At 71.1% G+C, this 18868-nt stretch carries 17 protein-coding genes; 8 read left to right on the top strand and 9 right to left on the bottom strand.

Going from position 1 to position 18868, the window contains the following annotated elements; all coding sequences use genetic code 11:
- Window positions 1–62: 62 nt before the first annotated feature.
- Genes P9K36_RS22545 through deoA form a run of 4 tightly spaced genes read left to right on the top strand, consistent with a single transcriptional unit; the run spans window position 63 to window position 3333 of the window.
- Window positions 63–491, top strand: coding sequence for a cytidine deaminase (locus P9K36_RS22545; protein WP_051045123.1), 429 nt, complete (start codon window positions 63–65; stop codon window positions 489–491).
- Window positions 484–1308, top strand: a complete 825-nt coding sequence (locus P9K36_RS22540) for a purine-nucleoside phosphorylase (RefSeq protein ID WP_278306028.1) — start codon at window positions 484–486, stop codon at window positions 1306–1308. The genes P9K36_RS22545 and P9K36_RS22540 overlap by 8 nt, the downstream gene beginning before the upstream one ends.
- Window positions 1301–2032: a deoxyribose-phosphate aldolase gene (gene deoC / locus P9K36_RS22535; protein WP_278306027.1), complete on the top strand. Its 732-nt coding sequence runs from the start codon at window positions 1301–1303 to the stop codon at window positions 2030–2032. The genes P9K36_RS22540 and deoC overlap by 8 nt, the downstream gene beginning before the upstream one ends.
- A gap of 2 nt (window positions 2033–2034) precedes the next feature.
- The gene (gene deoA / locus P9K36_RS22530; RefSeq protein WP_278306026.1) at window positions 2035–3333 is read left to right on the top strand and encodes a thymidine phosphorylase; all 1299 of its coding nucleotides are present in this window, start codon (window positions 2035–2037) and stop codon (window positions 3331–3333) included.
- Window positions 3334–3390: 57 nt separating this feature from the next.
- Here the strand turns inward: deoA and P9K36_RS22525 are convergent, their stop codons facing one another.
- The 4 genes from P9K36_RS22525 to dnaK form a co-directional block, all read right to left on the bottom strand.
- The gene (locus tag P9K36_RS22525; protein WP_043357856.1) at window positions 3391–3711 is read right to left on the bottom strand and encodes a hypothetical protein; all 321 of its coding nucleotides are present in this window, start codon (window positions 3709–3711) and stop codon (window positions 3391–3393) included.
- A gap of 109 nt (window positions 3712–3820) precedes the next feature.
- Entirely contained in the window at window positions 3821–4459 is a 639-nt protein-coding gene (locus P9K36_RS22520) for a phospholipid methyltransferase (RefSeq protein WP_043357854.1), read from the bottom strand.
- A gap of 139 nt (window positions 4460–4598) precedes the next feature.
- Window positions 4599–5747, bottom strand: a complete 1149-nt coding sequence (dnaJ, locus tag P9K36_RS22515) for a molecular chaperone DnaJ (protein WP_043357852.1) — start codon at window positions 5745–5747, stop codon at window positions 4599–4601.
- Between the two features lie 317 nt (window positions 5748–6064).
- A complete protein-coding gene (gene dnaK / locus P9K36_RS22510; RefSeq protein ID WP_043357850.1) occupies window positions 6065–7978 on the bottom strand; it encodes a molecular chaperone DnaK in 1914 nt (637 codons plus the stop codon).
- Window positions 7979–8371: 393 nt separating this feature from the next.
- Between dnaK and P9K36_RS22505 the strand changes: the two genes are divergently transcribed.
- On the top strand, window positions 8372–9355 hold the full coding sequence (locus P9K36_RS22505; protein ID WP_182593194.1) for a hypothetical protein: 984 nt from the start codon (window positions 8372–8374) through the stop codon (window positions 9353–9355).
- 195 nt (window positions 9356–9550) lie between these two features.
- On the opposite strand, the gene P9K36_RS22500 is transcribed toward P9K36_RS22505, so the two are convergent.
- On the bottom strand, window positions 9551–10096 hold the full coding sequence (locus P9K36_RS22500) for a YqgE/AlgH family protein (protein WP_236953005.1): 546 nt from the start codon (window positions 10094–10096) through the stop codon (window positions 9551–9553).
- A gap of 502 nt (window positions 10097–10598) precedes the next feature.
- Here P9K36_RS22500 and P9K36_RS22495 point away from each other — a divergent pair.
- Both P9K36_RS22495 and P9K36_RS22490 read left to right on the top strand, forming a co-directional pair.
- Complete coding sequence (locus P9K36_RS22495; RefSeq protein ID WP_043357846.1) at window positions 10599–11078, top strand: peroxiredoxin; 480 nt, start codon at window positions 10599–10601, stop codon at window positions 11076–11078.
- A 92-nt stretch (window positions 11079–11170) separates the two neighbouring features.
- The gene (locus P9K36_RS22490; protein ID WP_043385228.1) at window positions 11171–11812 is read left to right on the top strand and encodes a DedA family protein; all 642 of its coding nucleotides are present in this window, start codon (window positions 11171–11173) and stop codon (window positions 11810–11812) included.
- A 6-nt stretch (window positions 11813–11818) separates the two neighbouring features.
- Here P9K36_RS22490 and P9K36_RS22485 read toward each other — a convergent pair whose 3' ends face one another.
- Both P9K36_RS22485 and P9K36_RS22480 read right to left on the bottom strand, forming a co-directional pair.
- Entirely contained in the window at window positions 11819–12577 is a 759-nt protein-coding gene (locus tag P9K36_RS22485) for a restriction endonuclease (protein ID WP_278306025.1), read from the bottom strand.
- Between the two features lie 98 nt (window positions 12578–12675).
- Complete coding sequence (locus tag P9K36_RS22480) at window positions 12676–13089, bottom strand: MucR family transcriptional regulator (RefSeq protein WP_278306024.1); 414 nt, start codon at window positions 13087–13089, stop codon at window positions 12676–12678.
- A gap of 405 nt (window positions 13090–13494) precedes the next feature.
- Here P9K36_RS22480 and P9K36_RS22475 point away from each other — a divergent pair, with 405 nt between their 5' ends.
- A complete protein-coding gene (locus P9K36_RS22475) occupies window positions 13495–16170 on the top strand; it encodes a bifunctional acetate--CoA ligase family protein/GNAT family N-acetyltransferase (protein WP_278306023.1) in 2676 nt (891 codons plus the stop codon).
- A gap of 57 nt (window positions 16171–16227) precedes the next feature.
- On the opposite strand, the gene P9K36_RS22470 is transcribed toward P9K36_RS22475, so the two are convergent.
- Both P9K36_RS22470 and P9K36_RS22465 read right to left on the bottom strand, forming a co-directional pair.
- On the bottom strand, window positions 16228–16761 hold the full coding sequence (locus P9K36_RS22470; RefSeq protein ID WP_043385237.1) for a DNA starvation/stationary phase protection protein: 534 nt from the start codon (window positions 16759–16761) through the stop codon (window positions 16228–16230).
- Window positions 16762–16897: 136 nt separating this feature from the next.
- Window positions 16898–18700 (bottom strand): L,D-transpeptidase family protein, encoded by a 1803-nt coding sequence (locus tag P9K36_RS22465; protein WP_278306022.1) that lies wholly within the window; start codon window positions 18698–18700, stop codon window positions 16898–16900.
- Window positions 18701–18868 lie beyond the last annotated feature (168 nt).

Below are 18868 nucleotides of genomic sequence, written 5' to 3'. Positions count from 1 at the left end.
AGGGCGCTGACCCCGCCCCGGCCCCCTCGACAGGGCGCCCCGGCGGGTGCCAAAGATCGGCCATGCAGGCCGCGGATTCAGCACGGGACGATGACGGGCTCGCCGCCCTGTTCGAGGCCGCCCGGGCGGTGCGTGACCGGGCGCATGCGCCCTATTCCCGCTTCCCGGTCGGTGCGGCGCTCCGCGACGAGCGCGGCGTCATCCATGCCGGCTGCAACGTGGAGAACGCCGCCTACCCGGTCGGGACCTGCGCGGAGGCCGGAGCGATCGCCGCCATGGTGGCGGCCGGAGGCCGGCGCATCGCGGCGATCCTGGTCTGCGGCGACGGCGTCGGCCTGGTGACGCCCTGCGGTGCCTGCCGCCAGCGGATCCGCGAGTTCGCCGGACCGGACACGCCGATTCATGCCGCCGGACCGGGCGGCGTCGCCCGCAGCTTCACCTTGGCGGAGCTGCTGCCGGAATCCTTCGGCCCGGAGACGCTGGGTGAGTGAGGCGGCTGCCTGCGACGCCCTGCGCGACGCCGGTTTCGCAGGACCCTACGCCTGCGCAGTGGTCACCGGCACCGGCCTCGGCGGCATCGCCGCCGCCCTGACGGATGCCATCGTCGTCGACTACGCGGCGATTCCCGGTTTTCCGGGGCCGGGCGTCAGCGGTCACGGCGGCCGGCTGCACCGCGGTCGTCTCGCAGGTCGGCCGGTCCTGATCTTCGAGGGGCGGGCCCACGCCTACGAGCGCGGCGATCCGGCGGTGATGCGGGTGCCCCTCGCTTGCGCCCGGCACCTCGGCGCCCGGCGTCTGCTGCTCACCAACGCTTCCGGATCGCTGCGGCCTGGGACGGGGCCGGGCAGCCTCGTGCTGCTCGCCGACCACATCAACCTGTCCGGCCTGAACCCGCTGATCGGCGAGGCCAGCGACGCCCGGTTCGTGCCGATGACCGCGGCCTACGATCCGGATCTGCGGACGCGGCTGCGCGCGGCGGCGGCGGCCTGCGGCCTGCCCCTCGGGGAGGGGATCTACGCATGGTTCTCCGGCCCGAGCTTCGAGACGCCCGCGGAGGTCCGGATGGCCGGCATCCTGGGGGCCGACCTCGTGGGCATGTCCACGGTGCCCGAGGTGATCCTCGCCCGATTCCTCGACCTGCCGGTGGCGGCGGTCTCGGTGGTGACGAACCTCGCGGCCGGGATCGCCGGGGGCGCGCCGCACCACGCGGAGACGAAGGCGGTGGCGGCGCGGGCCGCGGAGGATCTCGGCCGCCTGATCCGGGCCTTCGTGGCCCATCTGCCCGATGGAGAGACCGCCGATGACTGAGTCCGAAGCCGGCGCGGTCGCCCGCCGGGCCCTGCCGCTCCTCGACCTCACCGATCTCGGCGAGACCTGCACCGAACCCAGGATCGACGCCCTCTGCCGGGACGCGAAGCGCGGCGGCGTCGCGGCGATCTGCGTCTGGCCGCGCTTCATCGAGCAGGGGGCGCGGGCGCTCGCGGGCACAGGCATCCGGATCGCCACGGTGATCAACTTCCCAGACGGTGGCGAGGATTGCGCCCGCGCCACCGACGACACCGCCGAGGCCCTGCGCGACGGGGCGGACGAGATCGACCTCGTCCTGCCCTACCGCGCCCTGTTGCGGGGCGAGGCGGCGATCGCCCGCGACATGGTGGAGGCGGTGCGCGACACCTGCGGCTCCGCGATCCTCAAGGTGATCCTGGAGACGGGCGAGATCGCCGATCCCGATCGGATCCGGGAGGCCAGCCGGATCGCCCTGGAGGCGGGCGCCGACTTCCTGAAGACCTCCACGGGCAAGAGCGCGGTCTCGGCGACGCCGGAGGCTGCCGAGGCGATGCTGGATGAGATCCAGGCGAGCGGCCGGCCCGCCGGCCTCAAGGTCTCCGGCGGCCTGCGCAGCATCGCCGACGCAGCCACCTACCTGGCTCTTGCCGACCGCCTCATGGGTCCCGCCTGGGTGAGCCCCAAGACCTTCCGGCTCGGGGCGAGCAGCCTGTTCGCGGCCTTGATCCAGGCCCGGGAGTCGTGAACGTGCGGCTGCCTCAGGAGACGATCCGGGCCAAGCGCGACGGCCTTCCCCTCGACCCGGAGGCGATCGACGCTTTCGTCCGTGGCCTCACCGACGGCACGGTGGGGGAGGGGCAGGCGGCGGCTTTCGCCATGGCGGTGTTCTTCCGCGGGCTTTCCCTTCCGGAGCGGGTGGCCCTGACCCGCGCGATGGCCGAGTCGGGCCGTGTCCTCGCCTGGGATCTGCCGGGGCCGGTCCTCGACAAGCACTCGACCGGCGGCGTCGGCGACGCGGTGAGCCTGCCGCTGGCGCCGATGGTCGCGGCCTGCGGCGGCTACGTGCCGATGATCTCGGGGCGCGGCCTCGGCCATACAGGCGGGACGCTGGACAAGCTCGGCAGTATTCCGGGCTATGACGCGACGCCCGGATTGGACGCGTTCCGCAGGGTCGTCCGGGACGTCGGCTGCGCGATCATCGGCCAGACCGCTGACCTCGCCCCGGCCGACCGGCGTCTCTACGCGATCCGCGACGTGACCGGCACGGTCGAGTCCCTCGACCTGATCACCGCCTCGATCCTGTCGAAGAAGCTCGCCGCCGGGCTCGACGGGCTGGTGATGGACGTCAAGCAGGGGGGCGGGGCCTTCATGGCGACGCTGCCGGAGGCGCGGGCCCTGGCCGAGAGCATCGTCACGGTGGCGGAGGGCGCCGGCCTGCGCACCGCCGCGCTGATCACCGACATGGATGCGCCGCTGGCCAGTGCGGCCGGCAACGCCGTCGAGGTCGCCTACGCGATCGCGTATCTGACAGGCGACCGCCGCGAGCCGCGCTTCCACGCGGTCACGCTGGCACTGGGAGCCGAGATGCTGGTCGTCGGCGGTCTGGCGCCGGACCGCGACAGCGCCGCCGAGCGACTGGAGCAGGCACTCGCGTCGGGCCGGGCGGCCGATTGCTTCGCCCGCATGGTCAAGGCTCTCGGCGGGCCGGGTGATCTGCTGGAGAGGCCGGCAACCTATCTGCCCGCGGCGCCGGTGCGGCGGCCGGTCCACCAGGAAGGGACCGTTGCGGCGGTCGCCACACGGGCTTTGGGCCTGGCGGTGATCGGGCTCGGTGGCGGGCGGACGCAGCCGGGGGACTCCATCGATCCGCGTGTGGGCTTCACGGATCTCGCCGGCCCCGGTGCGTCCGGTGGCCTGCTGGGGGTCGTCCACGCCGCCGATGAGGCCTCGGCGGATCGCGCGGAGGCTGCCTTGCGCACCGCCTACCGGATCGGCGACGCGCCGTCGGAGCGGCCGCCCGTCATCGAACGGGTGAGGGCGGCATGAGGGCCGGCATAAGGGCCGGCGCGCGCCCCGCCTGAGCGAGACGCACGCCGTCAGTGCTTACCAGCGGCCGTAGCCGTGGCGATGGCCCCAGCCGCCGTGATGGTGGTGACGCGGGCCGAAGCCATGGTTGCGCCAGCCGTAATGGCGTCCCCGTCCCCAGCCGCCATGATGATGATGGCGCGGACCGAAGCCATGGTGGCCCCAGCCGCCGTGACGGGGACCGTAGCCGTAGCCATACTGGACGGTGTGGATGTCCCCGCTGTCAGCCTGAAGCCCGGCGTCGAGGCTCAGCGGAGCGGCCATGGCCGGGGCCGCAAAGGCCAGCCCGCCGAAGGCAAGGGCGGCTGCAAAGCGGGTCCGTGCAGTCTTGGTGAACATCGGCGCTTTCCTGTTCCACGCCGGCCGCGTTGGCGCGTCCGGCCGTGTCTCAGGTATGTGCCTTTCAAGTTGACGCAAACGTGACCTGTTCGCTCAGGCCGTGTTCATGTCAGGGTCGGCGATAGACCCAGACCCGGGCCGGGGGCAGGTTCAGCCAGACCCGGTTGGAACGGTCGGCGGTATAGCTGCCGGCTTCGCAACGGGCCGGGATCGGCGGCACGACCGCGTAGGTGAACTGCACGAACGGAGCCCCCGGCCGCATCAGGTCGTGGGCGGTGTTGAGCAGGTCCAGCCGCTGCTCCAACGGCTTGGTGAACAGCGGCAGGCTCGAGATCGTGGCCGCCGCGGGCTGCGTCAGCACGTCCTGAAGGCTCGCCCGCATGTTGTAGGCATCGCCCTGAATGACCCGCACACCGGGGAAGCGGTGGGTCAGGAGGCGGCAGAAATCGGGATTGAATTCCACGAGGATCAGGCGCTCCGGCGCAACGCCGCGCCGGATCAGCGCTTCGGTCACGGGACCGGTGCCGGGGCCGAGTTCGACCACCGGTCCTTCCAGGCGCGGGTCGACATAGGCGGCCATGGTGCGCGCGAGCATCTTGCCCGACGGCGTCACCGCACCCGTGACGAGGGGCCGCTCGAGCCACGAACGCAGGAACCGAGCCTCGTCCTCCAGGGGGTCGCGCCGCGGCCCGAAAATCGCGCTCCTGCCGACAGGAGCCTTCGCGTTGGGACGGCGGAGCGGCGGCAAGTCCTGGATTCCTTGATGCCGAATGAGAATGAAAGGCTGAAGAACGGCGTTGTCTTACAGTCAAGGCGGCGCGTCGCCTAGGGGACCCAAGCCACGCCGGCCGCTTGCATAACGGGTCTTCCCAGGATTCGGATCCGGCTCACGGCCGGACCGCGCCCCCGAAGAAGTCCCGGACCTTCGAGAAGAAGCCGGCGGATTCGGGATGATTCTCCGGCGAGGCCGACTGATCGAACTCCTGGAGCAACTCGCGCTGGCGCTTGGTCAGGTTCTGCGGGGTCTCGACGAAGACCTGGATGTAGAGATCGCCGACCTCCCGCGAGCGGAGCACCGGCATGCCCTTGCCCTTGATGCGGAACTGCTTGGCGGTCTGCGTGCCCGCAGGGATGCGCACCTGCGTCTGCGAGCCGTCGATCACCGGCACGGTGATCTCGCCCGAGAGGGCGGCCGTCACCATCGAGATCGGCACCCGGCAGAACAGGTCGGCCCCGTCGCGCTGGAAGAATTCGTGCTGCTTGATCGACAGGAAGACGTAGAGGTCGCCGGCCGGCCCGCCGCGCAGGCCGCTCTCGCCCTCGCCGGCGAGCCGGATGCGCAGGCCGTCATCGACCCCCGCGGGCACGTTGATGGAGAGGGTGCGCTCGCGGTTGACGCGGCCCGCGCCCTGGCAGGACGTGCAGGGATCGTCGACGATCTCGCCGCGGCCGTGGCAGTTCGGACAGGTACGCTCGATGGCGAAGAAGCCCTGGGCGGCCCGGACGCGGCCGTAGCCCGCGCAGGTCGGGCAGGTCCGGGGCTTCGAGCCCGGCTTGGCGCCCGAGCCGTCACAGGCCTCACAGGTCACCGAGGTCGGGATCCGGATGGTCTCGGCCTTGCCGGTGAAGGCCTCCTCCAGGGTGATCTCGAGGTTGTAGCGCAGATCCGCCCCGCGCTCGCGGCCCGGTGTGCCGCCGCGCCCGCGCGCGCCGCCGCCGCCGCCGCGGCCGTCACCGAAGAAATTGTCGAAGATATCCGACATGAAGTCGCCGAACTCGTTGCCGAATCCGGGACCGCCGCCCCCGCCCTGGCTGAAGGCCGCGTGGCCGAACCGGTCGTAGGCGGCACGCTTCTGGCCGTCGGAGAGGCACTGATAGGCCTCGTTGATCTCCTTGAACTTGATCTCGGCGTCCTTGTCGCCGGGATTGCGGTCGGGATGAAAGGTCATCGCGAGCTTGCGGAAGGCGACCTTCATCTCGCTTTCCGTGGCGGTCTTGGTGACCCCCAGGATCTCGTAATAGTCCCGCTTCGACATCCCAACCCGTCTCCGGACAATCCATCCGCGCCCTGTCTCGGGGCGCGGCGCGGCCGCCTCGCAGGAGGCGTCCAGACGGCGCCGTGATCCCTGGACCCCGCCGCGCCGACGCCCGCCGCGGCGGGGCTTCGGGACGCGGGTTTGCGCAGGATGTGCGGACCGATGCACGTCGCGATTCGCGCTCTAGCACGGGCTGGCAGCCCGCGGCTCCGATCCGGGCGATATCCCGCGTCCTGCGGCGCCTGCGCAACAGCGCGTGTCAAGCAAAGGCGGGGCCGGATCGCTCCGGCCCCGCACGGTCGTCTCCGACCCGCGCCTCAGGCGCGCTTCTTCTGGTCCTTCTCGTCGACCTCCTGGAAGTCGGCGTCGATGACGTCGTCCTTCTTCTCGGAGGCCGCCTCGGCACCGGCGTCGGGGCCGGCCGCCTGATTGGCAGCGTACATGGCCTCGCCGAGCTTCATCGAGGCCTGCATCAGGTCCGTGGTGCGGGCCTTGATCGCCTCGACATCCTCACCCTCGAGGGCGGTCTTGAGCGCGGTCATCGCGGTCTCGATCGCGCCCTTGTCGGCGGCCGGGACCTTGTCGCCGTACTCGGTCACCGACTTCTCGGTGGCGTGGATCAGGCTCTCGCCCTGGTTCTTCACCTCGACCAGCTCGCGGCGCTTCTTGTCGGCCTCGGCATTCGCCTCGGCGTCCTTCACCATCCGGTCGATGTCGGCGTCCGACAGGCCGCCCGAGGCCTGGATGCGGATCTGGTGCTCCTTGTTGGTCGCCTTGTCCTTGGCCGTCACGTTGACGATGCCGTTGGCGTCGATGTCGAAGGTCACCTCGATCTGCGGCATGCCGCGGGGCGCCGGCGGGATGCCGACGAGGTCGAACTGGCCGAGCAGCTTGTTGTCGGCCGCCATCTCGCGCTCGCCCTGGAAGACCCGGATCGTGACGGCGTTCTGGTTGTCCTCCGCCGTCGAGAAGGTCTGGGACTTCTTGGTCGGGATCGTGGTGTTGCGGTCGATGAGCCGGGTAAACACGCCGCCCAGCGTCTCGATGCCCAGCGACAGCGGGGTCACGTCGAGGAGCAGGACGTCCTTGACGTCGCCCTGGAGGACGCCCGCCTGCACGGCGGCGCCGATGGCCACGACCTCATCCGGGTTGACGCCCTTGTGGGGCTCCTTGCCGAAGAAGGACTTCACCACCTCCTGGATCTTCGGCATGCGGATCATGCCGCCGACCAGCACCACCTCGTCGATCTCGGAGGCCGAGACGCCGGCATCCTTGAGCGCCTTGCGGCAGGGCTCGATCGTCCGCTGCACCAGATCGTCAACCAGCGACTCGAACTTCGCCCGGCTGAGCTTCAGCGCGAGGTGCTTCGGGCCGGTGTTGTCGGCGGTGATGTAGGGCAGGTTGATCTCGGTCTGGGTGGCCGAGGACAGCTCGATCTTGGCCTTCTCGGCCGCCTCCTTGAGGCGCTGGAGGGCAAGCTTGTCCTTGGTCAGGTCGATGCCCTGCTCCTTCTTGAACTCGGAGGTCAGGTATTCGACGATCCGGTTGTCGAAGTCCTCGCCGCCCAGGAAGGTGTCGCCGTTGGTGGACTTCACCTCGAACACGCCGTCGCCGATCTCGAGGATCGACACGTCGAAGGTGCCGCCGCCGAGGTCGTAGACCGCGATCGTGCCAGCCTTCTTCTTGTCGAGGCCGTAGGCGAGCGCCGCCGCGGTCGGCTCGTTGATGATGCGCAGAACCTCGAGGCCCGCGATCTTGCCGGCATCCTTGGTGGCCTGGCGCTGGGCGTCGTTGAAGTAGGCGGGGACGGTGATGACCGCCTGCGTCACCGGCTGGCCGAGATGGGCCTCCGCGGTCTCCTTCATCTTCTGCAGCGTGAAGGCGGAGATCTGCGACGGCGAATACTTCTTGCCGTCCGCCTCGACCCAGGCGTCGCCGTTGTCGCCGCGGGCGATCTTGTAGGGGACGAGGCCCTTGTCCTTCTGGGTCAGCGGATCGTCGTAGGTGCGGCCGATCAGCCGCTTGATGGCGAAGAACGTGCGCTCGGGGTTCGTGACCGCCTGGCGCTTGGCCGGCTGGCCGACGAGCCGCTCGCCGTCATCCGTGAAGGCGACGATCGACGGCGTGGTGCGCGCGCCTTCCGAATTCTCGATGACCTTGGGCTGCGTGCCATCCATCACGGCCACGCAGGAATTGGTGGTGCCCAGGTCGATGCCGATAACTTTACCCATGGCGGGATCCCTCTTTTCGTCGCGTTCAAGCAGACCGCCGAGCCCCGAAGCAGCTCGGCCCATGGCGGTGTACGGAGGTGATGTGAGTATGGGACCCGGGCCGGATCAAGGGCCGTGAACGGCTGAAACCCAGCGCGCAATCCCGCGTCGAGGGCGATATAAGAACCCCGTTCCGGGCTCGCAAGGCGAAGCCTGCGCGGCGGCATTCATCCCGCACAGGCGCGCCATATCCTTGTCATTCCGGCAGGATCTCGCCGCAGGGCCGCCCTCTGCCGGGCGGCGTGACTGCATTTTGTTGCTCCGCTGCCACGTCGGCGCCATCGACGCCGTGTTAACGCTTCGACAAGGGGTTGCGCGTGGCCCCGCCACTTCGTGTCCCCGTCGTAGAGTCCGATGCGCCCGATCCGCAGTCTCCTGCTCCCGATCCTGGCGGTCGCCGTCGCGGCGCCCGGGATGCTCGCCGCCCCTCCGGCGCAGGCCCAGAATTTCTTCGAGCGCCTGTTCGGCATCAAGCCGGAGCGGCCGCCGGTGCCGCCCCGCGGCCTCCCGGAGGCGCCGCCGGCTCCGGCCGCGCCGGGCGAGCCGGGCCCGTCCGCGGCCCCTGAGGCGCCCCGGCCCGCCCCTGCGCCGGCCCGCCCGATCGTTCTGAAGACGCCCTCCGAGGACGGCGTGATCGGCCAGGATCTGCAGCTCAACGGCCTGTCCGGAACCCTGAAGCTGGAACGGTCCGGCACCGCCGTCACGGCGCGGATCAAGCTGCCGGGGACCAAGATCTCGCAGCCGGCGGAATCGTGCACGGTTCCCCTCGCCGGCGGCAACCCGGTGACGCTCAGCGCCGAGGGCAAGCCCGAGGGCGTGCCGCGCTTCGAGGCGGCCGGGGCCGAGTGCCCGCTGCGCTTCGATGTGACCGAGGGCGGCGTCCTGGTCTCGAGCCTCGGTGCGGGCCCGATCTGTACCTTCTCGGCGGCGGATTGCGCCACGACGCCGGTGGGCCTCTGGGGGCCGGCCGCCGCCACCCTGATCCCGCGGGCCGGCGAGTTCGACACCGCCCGGGGCGTCGCCGACAAGGCTGTTCGGGACAATTACAAGCTGATGACCCAGCGCGCCCGGCGCGAGGACGTGCGGCCGATCGTCAGCGAGCAGGCGGCCTTCTCGTCGGATCGGGAGCAGCTCTGCCGCACCTATGCGCGGGAGGGCACGCACGGGTTCTGCCACCTGCGGGTGACGGAGAACCGCGCCCTGGCCCTGGCGACCCGGCTTGGCGCCAACACGGCGACGCCCACGGCCGCCGTCGCGCCGCGCAGGCCGCGTCCCAAGCCCGCCGTCGAAGGCATGAACCCGGACGCGGCCGGCGGCGGCGACGTGCTTCCGGAATAGGTGGAGGCGCGGCGCGCCGGCTCCGTCGGCCCGGCGCTCTGACGCCCGCGGCATCGCGAGCGCAGGGCAGCGGCTCAGGGCGGCAGGAGGCCGGACAGCCTGCGACCAGACAGCCTCAGACCGGACAGCCTGGGCCGGCGGGATTGCCCCGCTCGCAAGCACCGGGGCGCCGCAAATCTCCGAAGTCGGTGCCGATCAGGCCCGGCCGGCGGTCATCGACAGCATCGCCGGGTCGATGCCGTTGGCCCGCAGGGCGAGGTCGTACTTGGCGTCGAGGTCGGCGTTGAAGATCAGGGCCGGGTCGGCCGGGCAGTTGAGCCAGCCATTGGCCATGATCTCGCTCTCCAGCTGCCCCGCCTGCCAGCCGGCATAGCCCAACGCCAGCACGGCGCTCGCCGGCCCCTCGCCGCTGGCGATGGCGCGGAGTATCTCCACGGTCGCGGTCAGGCAGATTCCGTCGTCGATGATCAGTGTCGATTGCTGGATGTGGAAATCGTCGCTGTGGAGCACGAAGCCGCGCCGTCCCTCCACCGGACCGCCCATCAGGACCGGCATGTGGCCGACCCGCTCGCGCAGGCGAATCGCATCCGCCTCGGGCGCCACGTCGAGCTGGACCAGGAGGTCCGGCATGCTGATGTCGGTCGCCGCCTTGTTGACGATGATGCCCATCGCCCCGTCGGCGGAATGGGCGCAGACATAGATCACCGAACGGGCGAAGCGCTCGTCGGCCATGCCGGGCATGGCCACGAGAAATTGCCCGTCGAGGAAGTTCGGACCCGACAGCTCCGTCTGAAGCGGCGACGCGGCCTTGCCGGCCAGCGAAGACGCTGCCGACGGGGGATCGGGCCTGCGGTGCGGAGGGTGCGCCATGCCGTCCATGCTACGCCCCGTCTCCTGGTTGTCCAGCGGGCAATAGGGACGCAGCAAGCCTCCCCCAAGCTTGTGCGCGTCGCAATCCGTGTCCCGCAATGCCGTAGTCGGTCCGGGCCGCGGCCGGCGCGGTTGCGGCCGCGGCCCGATGGTCACGGCGGGTGTCGTGCCCTCTCCCGCTCTCGACGTTGGGGAGCAGAGGGCGCGGATCGAGCGGTCTCACAAGATCAAGCGCCTCGTCATCAAGCGCCTCGGCCCGTGCGTGTGGTTCAAGCCGGACTGGGCCGCATCCTCGACAGGCATCCCCTGCCACGCTAGGTCAGGCGCGCTGCTCACGCGTGCCATCCCAGCGCGCGACAACGAGGGACCCGCGATGATCCAGGTCGGCGACCACCTGCCCCAGGCCACCTTCCGGGTGATCGGCCCCGAGGGCCCGATCGCGCGCACCACCGACGACGTGTTCAAGGGCCGGCGCGTGGTCCTGATCGGCGTGCCGGGCGCGTTCACCCCCAGCTGCCACCGCAACCACCTGCCGGGCTTCGTCACCCACAAGGACGAGATCCTCGGACGCGGCGTCGATGCCATTGCGGTGACGAGCGTCAACGACGTGTTCGTGCTCGACGCGTGGTCGAAGGCGAGCGGCGCGGAAGGGCTGGAATTCCTGGCCGACGGCAACGCCGATTTCGCCAAGGCCATCGGCCTCGAGATGGACGGCACGGGTTTCGGCCTCGGGATGCGCTCGAAGCGCTACTCGATGCTGGTGGAGGACGGCGTCGTCCGGATCCTCAACGTCGAGGAGACGCCCTCGAAGGCGGAGGCCTCGGGCGCCGAGGCCCTGCTGAAGGTCCTCTGACCGCGCCGCGCTCCGCGGATCGGCCCTTTTAAGGCCACGATCCATCCGCTTGTGTCGCCGGGCTTTGCCCGGAGACCGGCCCCGAGGACCGCATGGCCTTCCTGAACGATCTGCCCATCGCCGAGCTGATCGCGAATTACGGTTACATCGCGATCTTCGTGATCATCACCCTCGAGAGCGCCGGCGTGCCATGCCCCGGCGAGACGGTGCTGATCTCGGCCGCCGTCTATGCGGGCAGCACCGGCAATTTGAATATCGGCCTGGTCATCGCCGCGGCCGCGGCGGCGGCGATCCTGGGCGACAATGTCGGCTATTGGGCGGGGCGGCGCTGGGGCATGCCGCTGCTCCTGCGCTACGGTCACCTCATCGCCCTCGATCACGGGCGGCTCAAGCTCGGCCAGTATCTGTTCCGCCGGCACGGCGGCAAGATCGTGTTCTTCGGCCGCTTCACCGCGATGCTGCGCGCCTACGCGGCCGTCCTCGCCGGGGTCAACCGTCTGGATGCCCGGCGCTTCTTCGCCTTCAACGCCCTCGGCGGCGTCGTCTGGGCCGGCAGCATGGGGATCGGCTCCTACTATTGCGGGCGCCAGATCGAGCACATCGTCGGCCCGGTCGGCCTGACCCTGCTGGCGCTCGTGGTGTTCGGAGGCCTGGCCCTCTGGCTGTTCGTGCGTCGGCACGAGGCGCGGCTGCTCAGCGAGGCGGAGACCGCCATCCCCGGGCCGCTTGCCTGACGACCGTCACGCCTCCGCGAGATCGTGCGCGTCGAGGGTGTCCAGCGCCTCGTGATGCATCAGGAGCACGCCGGTCGCCGTGGCGAGCCGGCGCGCGGCCGGGGTGAAGCCGGCATTGGAGACCACGGCGGCCCGGTCCCCGTCCCAGTAGCGCAGCGCCGCGGCCGCTTCCTGCACGGCGGCGTTGCCGACGGGCTTGCTCAGCCGCTTGCATTGCACCACGAGGCGCAGGCCGTCCTGCACCGCGACGATGTCGGCGCCCTGGTCGCCGCTCGCCGGCGTCCGGTGCGTCCGCCAGCCCGCCCGGGTCAGGCGCTCGGCGCAGTAGCGCTCGTAGTCCAGTCCGTCCCCCGGCGCCTCGTCCTCCTCCGGGAGGGCGACGGCCGCCGCCTCGGCCTCGATGATCGCCAGCATCCGCGCGTGCTCCACCTCGGCGAGGTCGGCGAAGCGGGGGCCGAGCTGCGGCAGGACGGTCCGGTCGAGAAAGTAGTCCCGCTCGCGCAGCCAGCCGTCCTCGATCCAGTTGCCGTAAGGATCGCAGTAGCTCTCCTGACGCCGCCGCAGTGCCAGCGTGTCGGCATGCGCCCGGGCGATCCGCCGCACCCGGGCACGGAAGCGGCGCTTGCGCCCGAGATGCCGGAGCAGGACCAGGACGAGGGCCAGGCCCGTCGCGGCCAGGGCCGGCCGGCCGTACCAAAGCTCGAACGGAAGGCCGATCACGGCCGTCCAGAACAGGCGGGCAACGGGATTGGGCTTGCCGGGCATCGGGTCTCTGAGGCGCTGACGGGCCCCTGACCCTCGCAAGCTTGGCTTGCCCGATGCCTAACCCGGATCCGAAAGCTGTGGACGCGGTCGGCGCGCCCTCAGCCCTTCCGCCGCTGGTGGCCGAGGCCCATGCTCTTGGCGAGACTGGAGCGCGCCGCGGCGTAGTTCGGCGCCACCATCGGATAATCGGGCGGAAGGCCCCATTTCGTCCGGTATTCCTCGGGCGTGAGGTTGTAGTGCGTGCGCAGATGGCGCTTGAGCGACTTGAACTTCTTGCCGTCCTCCAGACACACGATGAAGTCGGGCTGGACCGAGCGCCGGACCGGCACGGCCGGCCGCAATTCCTCCGTCTGCGTGATGGCCGGCTCGCCGAGACCGTGCAGCGTCGCGTGGATGGCCGCGATGAGCCCGGGCAGCTCCGGCGCAGGCACCGGATTGTTGCTCACGAAGGCCGACACGATGTCGACGGACAGCGCGAGATAGTCCGGTTGCCCTTCACCCGTGGCGTCCATCCCATAACCTCCTGTCGATCCCGGCTCGCCGCCAACCCGAGGTGCCGGCCGGAATCTGTCTCTGCTCAACCCGATACAGGGTAGTTAAGCAGCAGTTACTATGGTGGTGGGAATTTAATAGCAAGACCAATCTACACACGCCCACAACTGCCGTCTTGGAGTGGATAAAGCGCGCTGGATATTGGAAAAAAGGCAGTCGCCAACGATGCCGTCGGGGCGATCGTTCGGTGTCCCAATGTCGCGTGCCGCTCGGGCGTTGCAGGCGCGCCGGATCGCGCCATCTGAGGGAGCGGCGGGCGTTCCATGAGCCGTGCCCGATCGGACGAAGCGGGGGACCAGATGCGTGCCGGCACGAACGGCCTGCGGAAGCTCATCCCGTGACGGCGGCGCAGTGAGCCGCCGGTCATGAGCACTTACCGGTTCGACAAACTGTTGGCGCCCCGGTCGGTCGCCCTGGTGGGTGCGGTCGCCCGCGTGGGCTCACTGGGGCGCAGCGTGTTCGACAGCCTGCGCGCCGCGGGCTTTCCCGGCGCGATCCTGCCGGTCCAGCCCGATCAGGCGACGGTCGAGGGGCTGCCCTGCGTGCCCAGGGTCGCGGATCTCCCCGTCGCCCCCGATCTCGTTCTGATCGCGGTGCCGCCGCCGCGCGTGCCCGAGGTCGTCGCGCAGGCCGCCGCGATCGGCGCCGGGGCGGCGGTGATCCTCACCGCCCGGCTCGGGTCCGAGCCGGACGATCCCGGCCCGATCGCCCACCGGATCGCCCGCGCCCACGGCCTGCGCCTGCTCGGTCCCGACAGCGCCGGCCTCGCGGTGCCGGGTGCCAAGCTCAACGCCAGCCTGTTCGCCCATGCCCCCGCTTCCGGCGACCTCGCCCTCGTCTCGCAATCCGGCACGGTCGCGGCCGCCATCGTCGCCTGGGGCGCCCGCCACGGGACCGGCTTCTCGGCGGTTCTGTCGCTCGGCAGCGTCCTCGATATCGGCGTGGCCGATTGCCTCGACCACTTCGCTGCGGATTATCACACCCGCGCGATCCTGCTCTGCCTCGACAGGGTCGCGGATGCCCGCCGCTTCATGTCGGCCGCCCGGGCCGCCGCGCGGGCCAAGCCCGTCGTGGTGCTTCGGGCCGGCCGGCACCGCCCGGACACGCGCGCCGCCGCCACCCATACCGGCGCCCTGGCCCGTCCGGATGCGGTCTACGCGGCGGCGTTCCGGCGGGCGGGCCTGCTGGCCGTGCCGGACCTCGACGCGATGTTCTCTGCTGTGGAGACCCTGGGGCGCCAGCGGCCCTTCCCGGGCCACCGGCTGGCGATCGTGTCGAACGGCCGCGGCATCGGGCTGCTTGCCGCGGATTGGCTGATCGAGCGGGCCGGGACCCTGGCGGCGCCCGCCGAGGCGGACGGCCGCGCGCCGGGCAACCCTCTCGATCTCGGCATCGATGCCGCCGGGCCGGCCTTCTCCGCCGCACTGGCACCCCTGCTGACCGATCGGACGAGCGACGCCGTGCTGGCGATCCACGTGCCCACGATTCGTTCGGAGGCGGGCGCGGTGGCGCGTGCCATCGCCGAGACGGTCGAGACCGCCCGGGCCGGCCAATCCCGCAAGAAGCCCGTCTTCGCGGTCTCGCTGGGCGACGCGGAGGCGGGGCGCGAGACCTTCGCGCAGGCCGGGATCCCGCACTTCACCACCGATTCCGAGGCGATCGAGGGCTTTCTGCACCTCGTGCGCTACCGCGAGGCGCAGGACGATCTGATGCGCACGCCGGACTCGCTGCCGCGGGACTTCTCCCCCGACACGGCGCGGGCCCGCTCGATCGTCGCCGGGGCGCTGCAGCAGGGGGCCGCCTGGCTCGACCCGGTGGCGGTCAACGGCCTCTTGGAAGCCTACGGGATTCCGACCGTGCCGATCACGCTGGCGCCCGACAAGGATGCGGCGGCGGCGGCCGCGTGGCCGATCATCGCGGCGGGCGGAACGGTGGCGCTGAAGGTCGTCTCGCCGGACGTGGTGCACAAATCCGACATCGGCGGCGTCCATCTCGACCTGACCAGCGAGGCCGACGTGGCGGACGCGGCCCGCAGCATCCTGGCCCGCGCGCGCCGGGAGCGGCCGGATGCCCGGGTGACCGGTTTTGCCGTGCAGCCGATGGTCCGCCGCGGCCAGCGCCGCGAGCTGATCGCCGGGCTCGCCGAGGACGCGGTGTTCGGCCCGGTCGTGGTCTTCGGCCGGGGCGGCACCGCCGTGGAGGTGATCGACGACCGCGCCCTCGGCCTGCCGCCGCTGGACCTGACCCTCGCGCGCGACCTCATCGCCCGCACCCGGGTCGCGCGGCGCCTCGAAGCCTACCGCGACGTGCCCGCCGCCGATCTCGGGGCGATCGCGCTGACGCTGGTGAAGCTGTCCCAGCTCGCCGCCGACCTGCCGCAGGTGCGCGAACTCGACATCAACCCGCTTCTGGCCGACGAGACCGGCGTGCTCGCCCTCGACGCGCGGGTCCGGATCGGGCGCGCCGAGCGCGGAGCCGACGGACGCGGCCATCCGCGCTTCGCGATCCGGCCCTACCCGGCCGAATGGGTCCGGACGCTCAACCTCAAGGACCGGACGGTGCGGGTGCGGCCGGTGCGCCCGGAGGACGAGGGCCTGTTCCTGACCTTCTTCAAGGGACTCGACCCGGAGGATCTGCGGCTGCGGTTCTTCGGCCCGGTACGCGAGTTCAGCCACGCCTTCCTGGCGCGTCTGACGCAGCTCGACTACGCCCGCGCCATCGCCTTCGTGGCCACGGAGATCGAACCGGGCGGCGGCGAGCGCATGCTCGGCGCCGTCCGGCTGCATGCCGACGCCAACCATGAGAGCGGCGAGTACGCGATCGCGGTCGGCCGCGATGCCCGGGGGACCGGCCTCGCCTTCGCGTTGATGCGCCTCATGATCGATTGGGCGCAGTCCGAGGGCATCAGGCGGGTCGAGGGCACGGTGCTCGCCGAGAACCGGCCGATGCTGGCGGTGTGCCGCCGCCTCGGGTTCACGCAGGGGCGGGATCCCGACGACCCGGGTCTCGTGAAGGTGCACCTCGATCTCGCCGGCAGTTAGCGGCGGCGCGACGAGGCCGGACCCGACATCGGCCGTGCCGATGCCGGGAGGCGCGGCTCAGTGGCCGCTGTCGGTGGCGTTGCGGGTGGTCTCGTAGAGGAACCACGTGCGCTCCTCGGACTGGTCGATCCATTCCTCCAGCTGCGAGGTCGTCGCCACGTCGCCCGCCTCGTCGGTCACGCCGTGGAGCGTGCGCATGTTGGCGGTGAGGGCCTTGTTGTCGTCGCGCAGCTCCTTGAGCATGTCGAGGGGCGAGACATACTCGGCATCGTTGTCGGCCACGCGGGTCAGGCTCTTGGCCTGGCCGAGCGAGCGCAGCACCGTGCCGCCGATCTTGCGGGCGCGCTCATTCACGGCGTCGATGATCTCGAAGATCTGAGCGGCCTGCTCATCCAGCAGGAGGTGGTAATCGCGGAAGTGGGGTCCGCTCATGTGCCAGTGAAAGTTCTTGGTCTTGATGTAGAGGGCGAACAGGTCCGAACTCAGGATCGTCAGGCCCTCGGCGATCGTCCGCACGTCGTTCGGATCGAGGTCGGTCGGGGTGTTCAGCCGCGCGCTCTCGATGCGGCTGCTCGGCTTGGCCTTGGCCATGGTGGTCTCCAGTCTGATTCCGTGGCTCGGCGCGTCGCCCCGTCTCGCTGAAAACGGGCCGATGCGCGTTCCCTGAGCCAATGACGGGCCTGCCGGGAGGTTCCGGTGGACCGAGAATCGCATGGCTGGGTTGGGCTTAGCGGATAGGTTCGACAGATTCCAAACTATGGCGCTCGGCGGCCGAGCGGCCCACCGCGGGCTTCGCCGGGGTGGGTTTGACTGCGGCGGGCTTGGTCGCAGCGGCCCGCGCCGGGGCCGGCTTCGCGTCGTGGGCGGCGCCGGGCCGGGGCGCGGTCGGCGCGGCACCGGCGGAGGCCGGCTTCGCGGAGGCCGCGTCCGCACCCGGGGGTGCTGCGGGGGGGATCGCGCCGGTGGCGGCCGGTTCCGGAGCCGGCGTGTCGAGGGCGTAGATGTCGTCGCGGAAATGCGCCTTCCCGTCCGGCGTGGCGAAGCCGGTGAGATACACGAAGACGACCGGGACTGGCTTGGCGAGCTTGATGTCGCGGCGCTCGCCATCGGCGATCCCGGTTTCGATCTCGATCGGGCCCCAGTTGGTGCCCGGCCCGTTGGGCCCGTCCGTGCCCTGGAGCAGCCAGCCGACGAGTTCCTTCACCTGGCCCACCCGGACGCAGCCGTGGCTGTGGAACCGCACGCTGGCGGCGAAGAGGGATTTTGCCGGCGTATCGTGCATGTAGACGGCAAAGCGGTTTGGCATGTCGATCCGCACCTGACCCAGCGAATTGTCGAAGCCGGAATCCTGCCGCAACGTGTAATTGACCGCCTTCTCGCCGGCCCAGTCGATCCGGGTCGGATCGACCTCGCCCGAGGGGCCGAGGATCCGGATGTGGTTCTTGGCGAGATAGCCCGGATTCTTGCGCATCTGCGGGATGATCTCGTTCTTCACCACCGAGGCCGGGACGGTCCAGGTCGGATTGAAGTTGATGTCGGTGATCCGCGTCTCGACCGGCGGCGTGGCCTTGTCGGGGGAGCCGACCACCGCGACGTAGCGGCGCGCAACGGCGCCGTTCTCCACCGCCTCCACGGCGGCGGACGGGATGTTGACCACGACGTAGCGGTCGCCGAACGGGAATTTCGAGCCCATCAGCCGGGCCGCGGAGGCGGCGAGCTGGCGCTGGCGCACCGCAGCCGGCACGTTGAGCGCATTGATGGTGAGCCGGCCAAGTATGCCGCTGTCGGGGAGGCCGTGGCGCGCCTGGAACGCCGCGATCGCCGCCACCAGGGGCGGGTCGAGGCGGTCGTTCGGCGGGGCATCCGCCGGCAGGTCGCCGGTCAGCGTCAGATGGTGGCGCAGGGCGGGGATCGCCGGATTGCGTTCGCCGGGCTTGAGGCGCGCGAGGTCCTCGGGCAGCCGCTCCCAGCCGCCGGCCTCCGCGAAGGCCGCGTAGCGCTCGGCCGCCCGGAGGGTGTCGAGGAACGTCCGGGGGGTCAGCGTCGGGTTCGGGTCGGTGGAGACCTTGGCGTAGACCAGGGGGGCCGGCTCGCGGGATTTCTTGGCCGCCTCCTGAGGCTTGGCCTGCTGGGTTTTGATGTCCGACGACTTGGTGTCCTGAGCCTTGTTGTCCGGGGATTTGGCATCCTGGGCCTTGGCATCCTGCGCCTTCCCCTGCGCCGGGACAGGCTCCGGCGCGGCCTCGGCCGGCTTGGTTTCAGGGCGCTTGGCATCCGCCGCCTTGCCGGCCGTGCCCTTCGCCTCACCCTTCGCCTCCGGCATCCGGGGCTCCTGGCCCTTCGCGGCCTCCCCTGTGGCGGCGGGCGGCACCGCGACCGGCACGGCGAGCGGCGGCACCGGGCTGCCCTGCACCGCGCCGGCACCCTGCGCCAGGGCCACGGCTGGTGCGCCGAGGAGCGCCAGCAGCGACAGGCCCGCGCCCAGGGCGGCGTGCGGGCGGGCGTGACGGCGGGGCGGGACCGGGACCATACGCAACACTCCCGACGGCGCCCGAGACAGGGCGGTCGGGCAGGATCATGGACGGCCGTGGTTACCAATCTCCTCCGGTGTTGCCGGGGCCTTGAGTCCCGGATTCACCATCCGGACACTGGTCCAGCCGCTCAGCGTGCCGTGCGGATGTCCGTCCGCACGGAAAGG

It is taken from the genome of Methylobacterium sp. 391_Methyba4, assembly GCF_029691625.1.
In the GTDB taxonomy this organism is placed as follows: domain Bacteria; phylum Pseudomonadota; class Alphaproteobacteria; order Rhizobiales; family Beijerinckiaceae; genus Methylobacterium; species Methylobacterium fujisawaense.
This window is presented reverse-complemented; position numbering and strand designations above follow the sequence as displayed.

Excerpts from the sequence above, each read along its gene's own strand:
- P9K36_RS22545 (WP_051045123.1), top strand. The coding sequence starts at position 63 with ATGCAGGCCGCGGATTCAGCACGGGACGATGACGGGCTCGCCGCCCTG.
- deoC (WP_278306027.1), top strand. The coding sequence starts at position 1,301 with ATGACTGAGTCCGAAGCCGGCGCGGTCGCCCGCCGGGCCCTGCCGCTC.
- P9K36_RS22525 (WP_043357856.1), bottom strand. The coding sequence starts at position 3,711 with ATGTTCACCAAGACTGCACGGACCCGCTTTGCAGCCGCCCTTGCCTTC.
- dnaJ (WP_043357852.1), bottom strand. The coding sequence starts at position 5,747 with ATGTCGAAGCGGGACTATTACGAGATCCTGGGGGTCACCAAGACCGCC.
- dnaK (WP_043357850.1), bottom strand. The coding sequence starts at position 7,978 with ATGGGTAAAGTTATCGGCATCGACCTGGGCACCACCAATTCCTGCGTG.
- P9K36_RS22505 (WP_182593194.1), top strand. The coding sequence starts at position 8,372 with ATGCGCCCGATCCGCAGTCTCCTGCTCCCGATCCTGGCGGTCGCCGTC.
- P9K36_RS22500 (WP_236953005.1), bottom strand. The coding sequence starts at position 10,096 with ATGCCCGGCATGGCCGACGAGCGCTTCGCCCGTTCGGTGATCTATGTC.
- P9K36_RS22495 (WP_043357846.1), top strand. The coding sequence starts at position 10,599 with ATGATCCAGGTCGGCGACCACCTGCCCCAGGCCACCTTCCGGGTGATC.
- P9K36_RS22490 (WP_043385228.1), top strand. The coding sequence starts at position 11,171 with ATGGCCTTCCTGAACGATCTGCCCATCGCCGAGCTGATCGCGAATTAC.
- P9K36_RS22485 (WP_278306025.1), bottom strand. The coding sequence starts at position 12,577 with ATGCCCGGCAAGCCCAATCCCGTTGCCCGCCTGTTCTGGACGGCCGTG.
- P9K36_RS22480 (WP_278306024.1), bottom strand. The coding sequence starts at position 13,089 with ATGGACGCCACGGGTGAAGGGCAACCGGACTATCTCGCGCTGTCCGTC.
- P9K36_RS22475 (WP_278306023.1), top strand. The coding sequence starts at position 13,495 with ATGAGCACTTACCGGTTCGACAAACTGTTGGCGCCCCGGTCGGTCGCC.
- P9K36_RS22470 (WP_043385237.1), bottom strand. The coding sequence starts at position 16,761 with ATGGCCAAGGCCAAGCCGAGCAGCCGCATCGAGAGCGCGCGGCTGAAC.
- P9K36_RS22465 (WP_278306022.1), bottom strand. The coding sequence starts at position 18,700 with ATGGTCCCGGTCCCGCCCCGCCGTCACGCCCGCCCGCACGCCGCCCTG.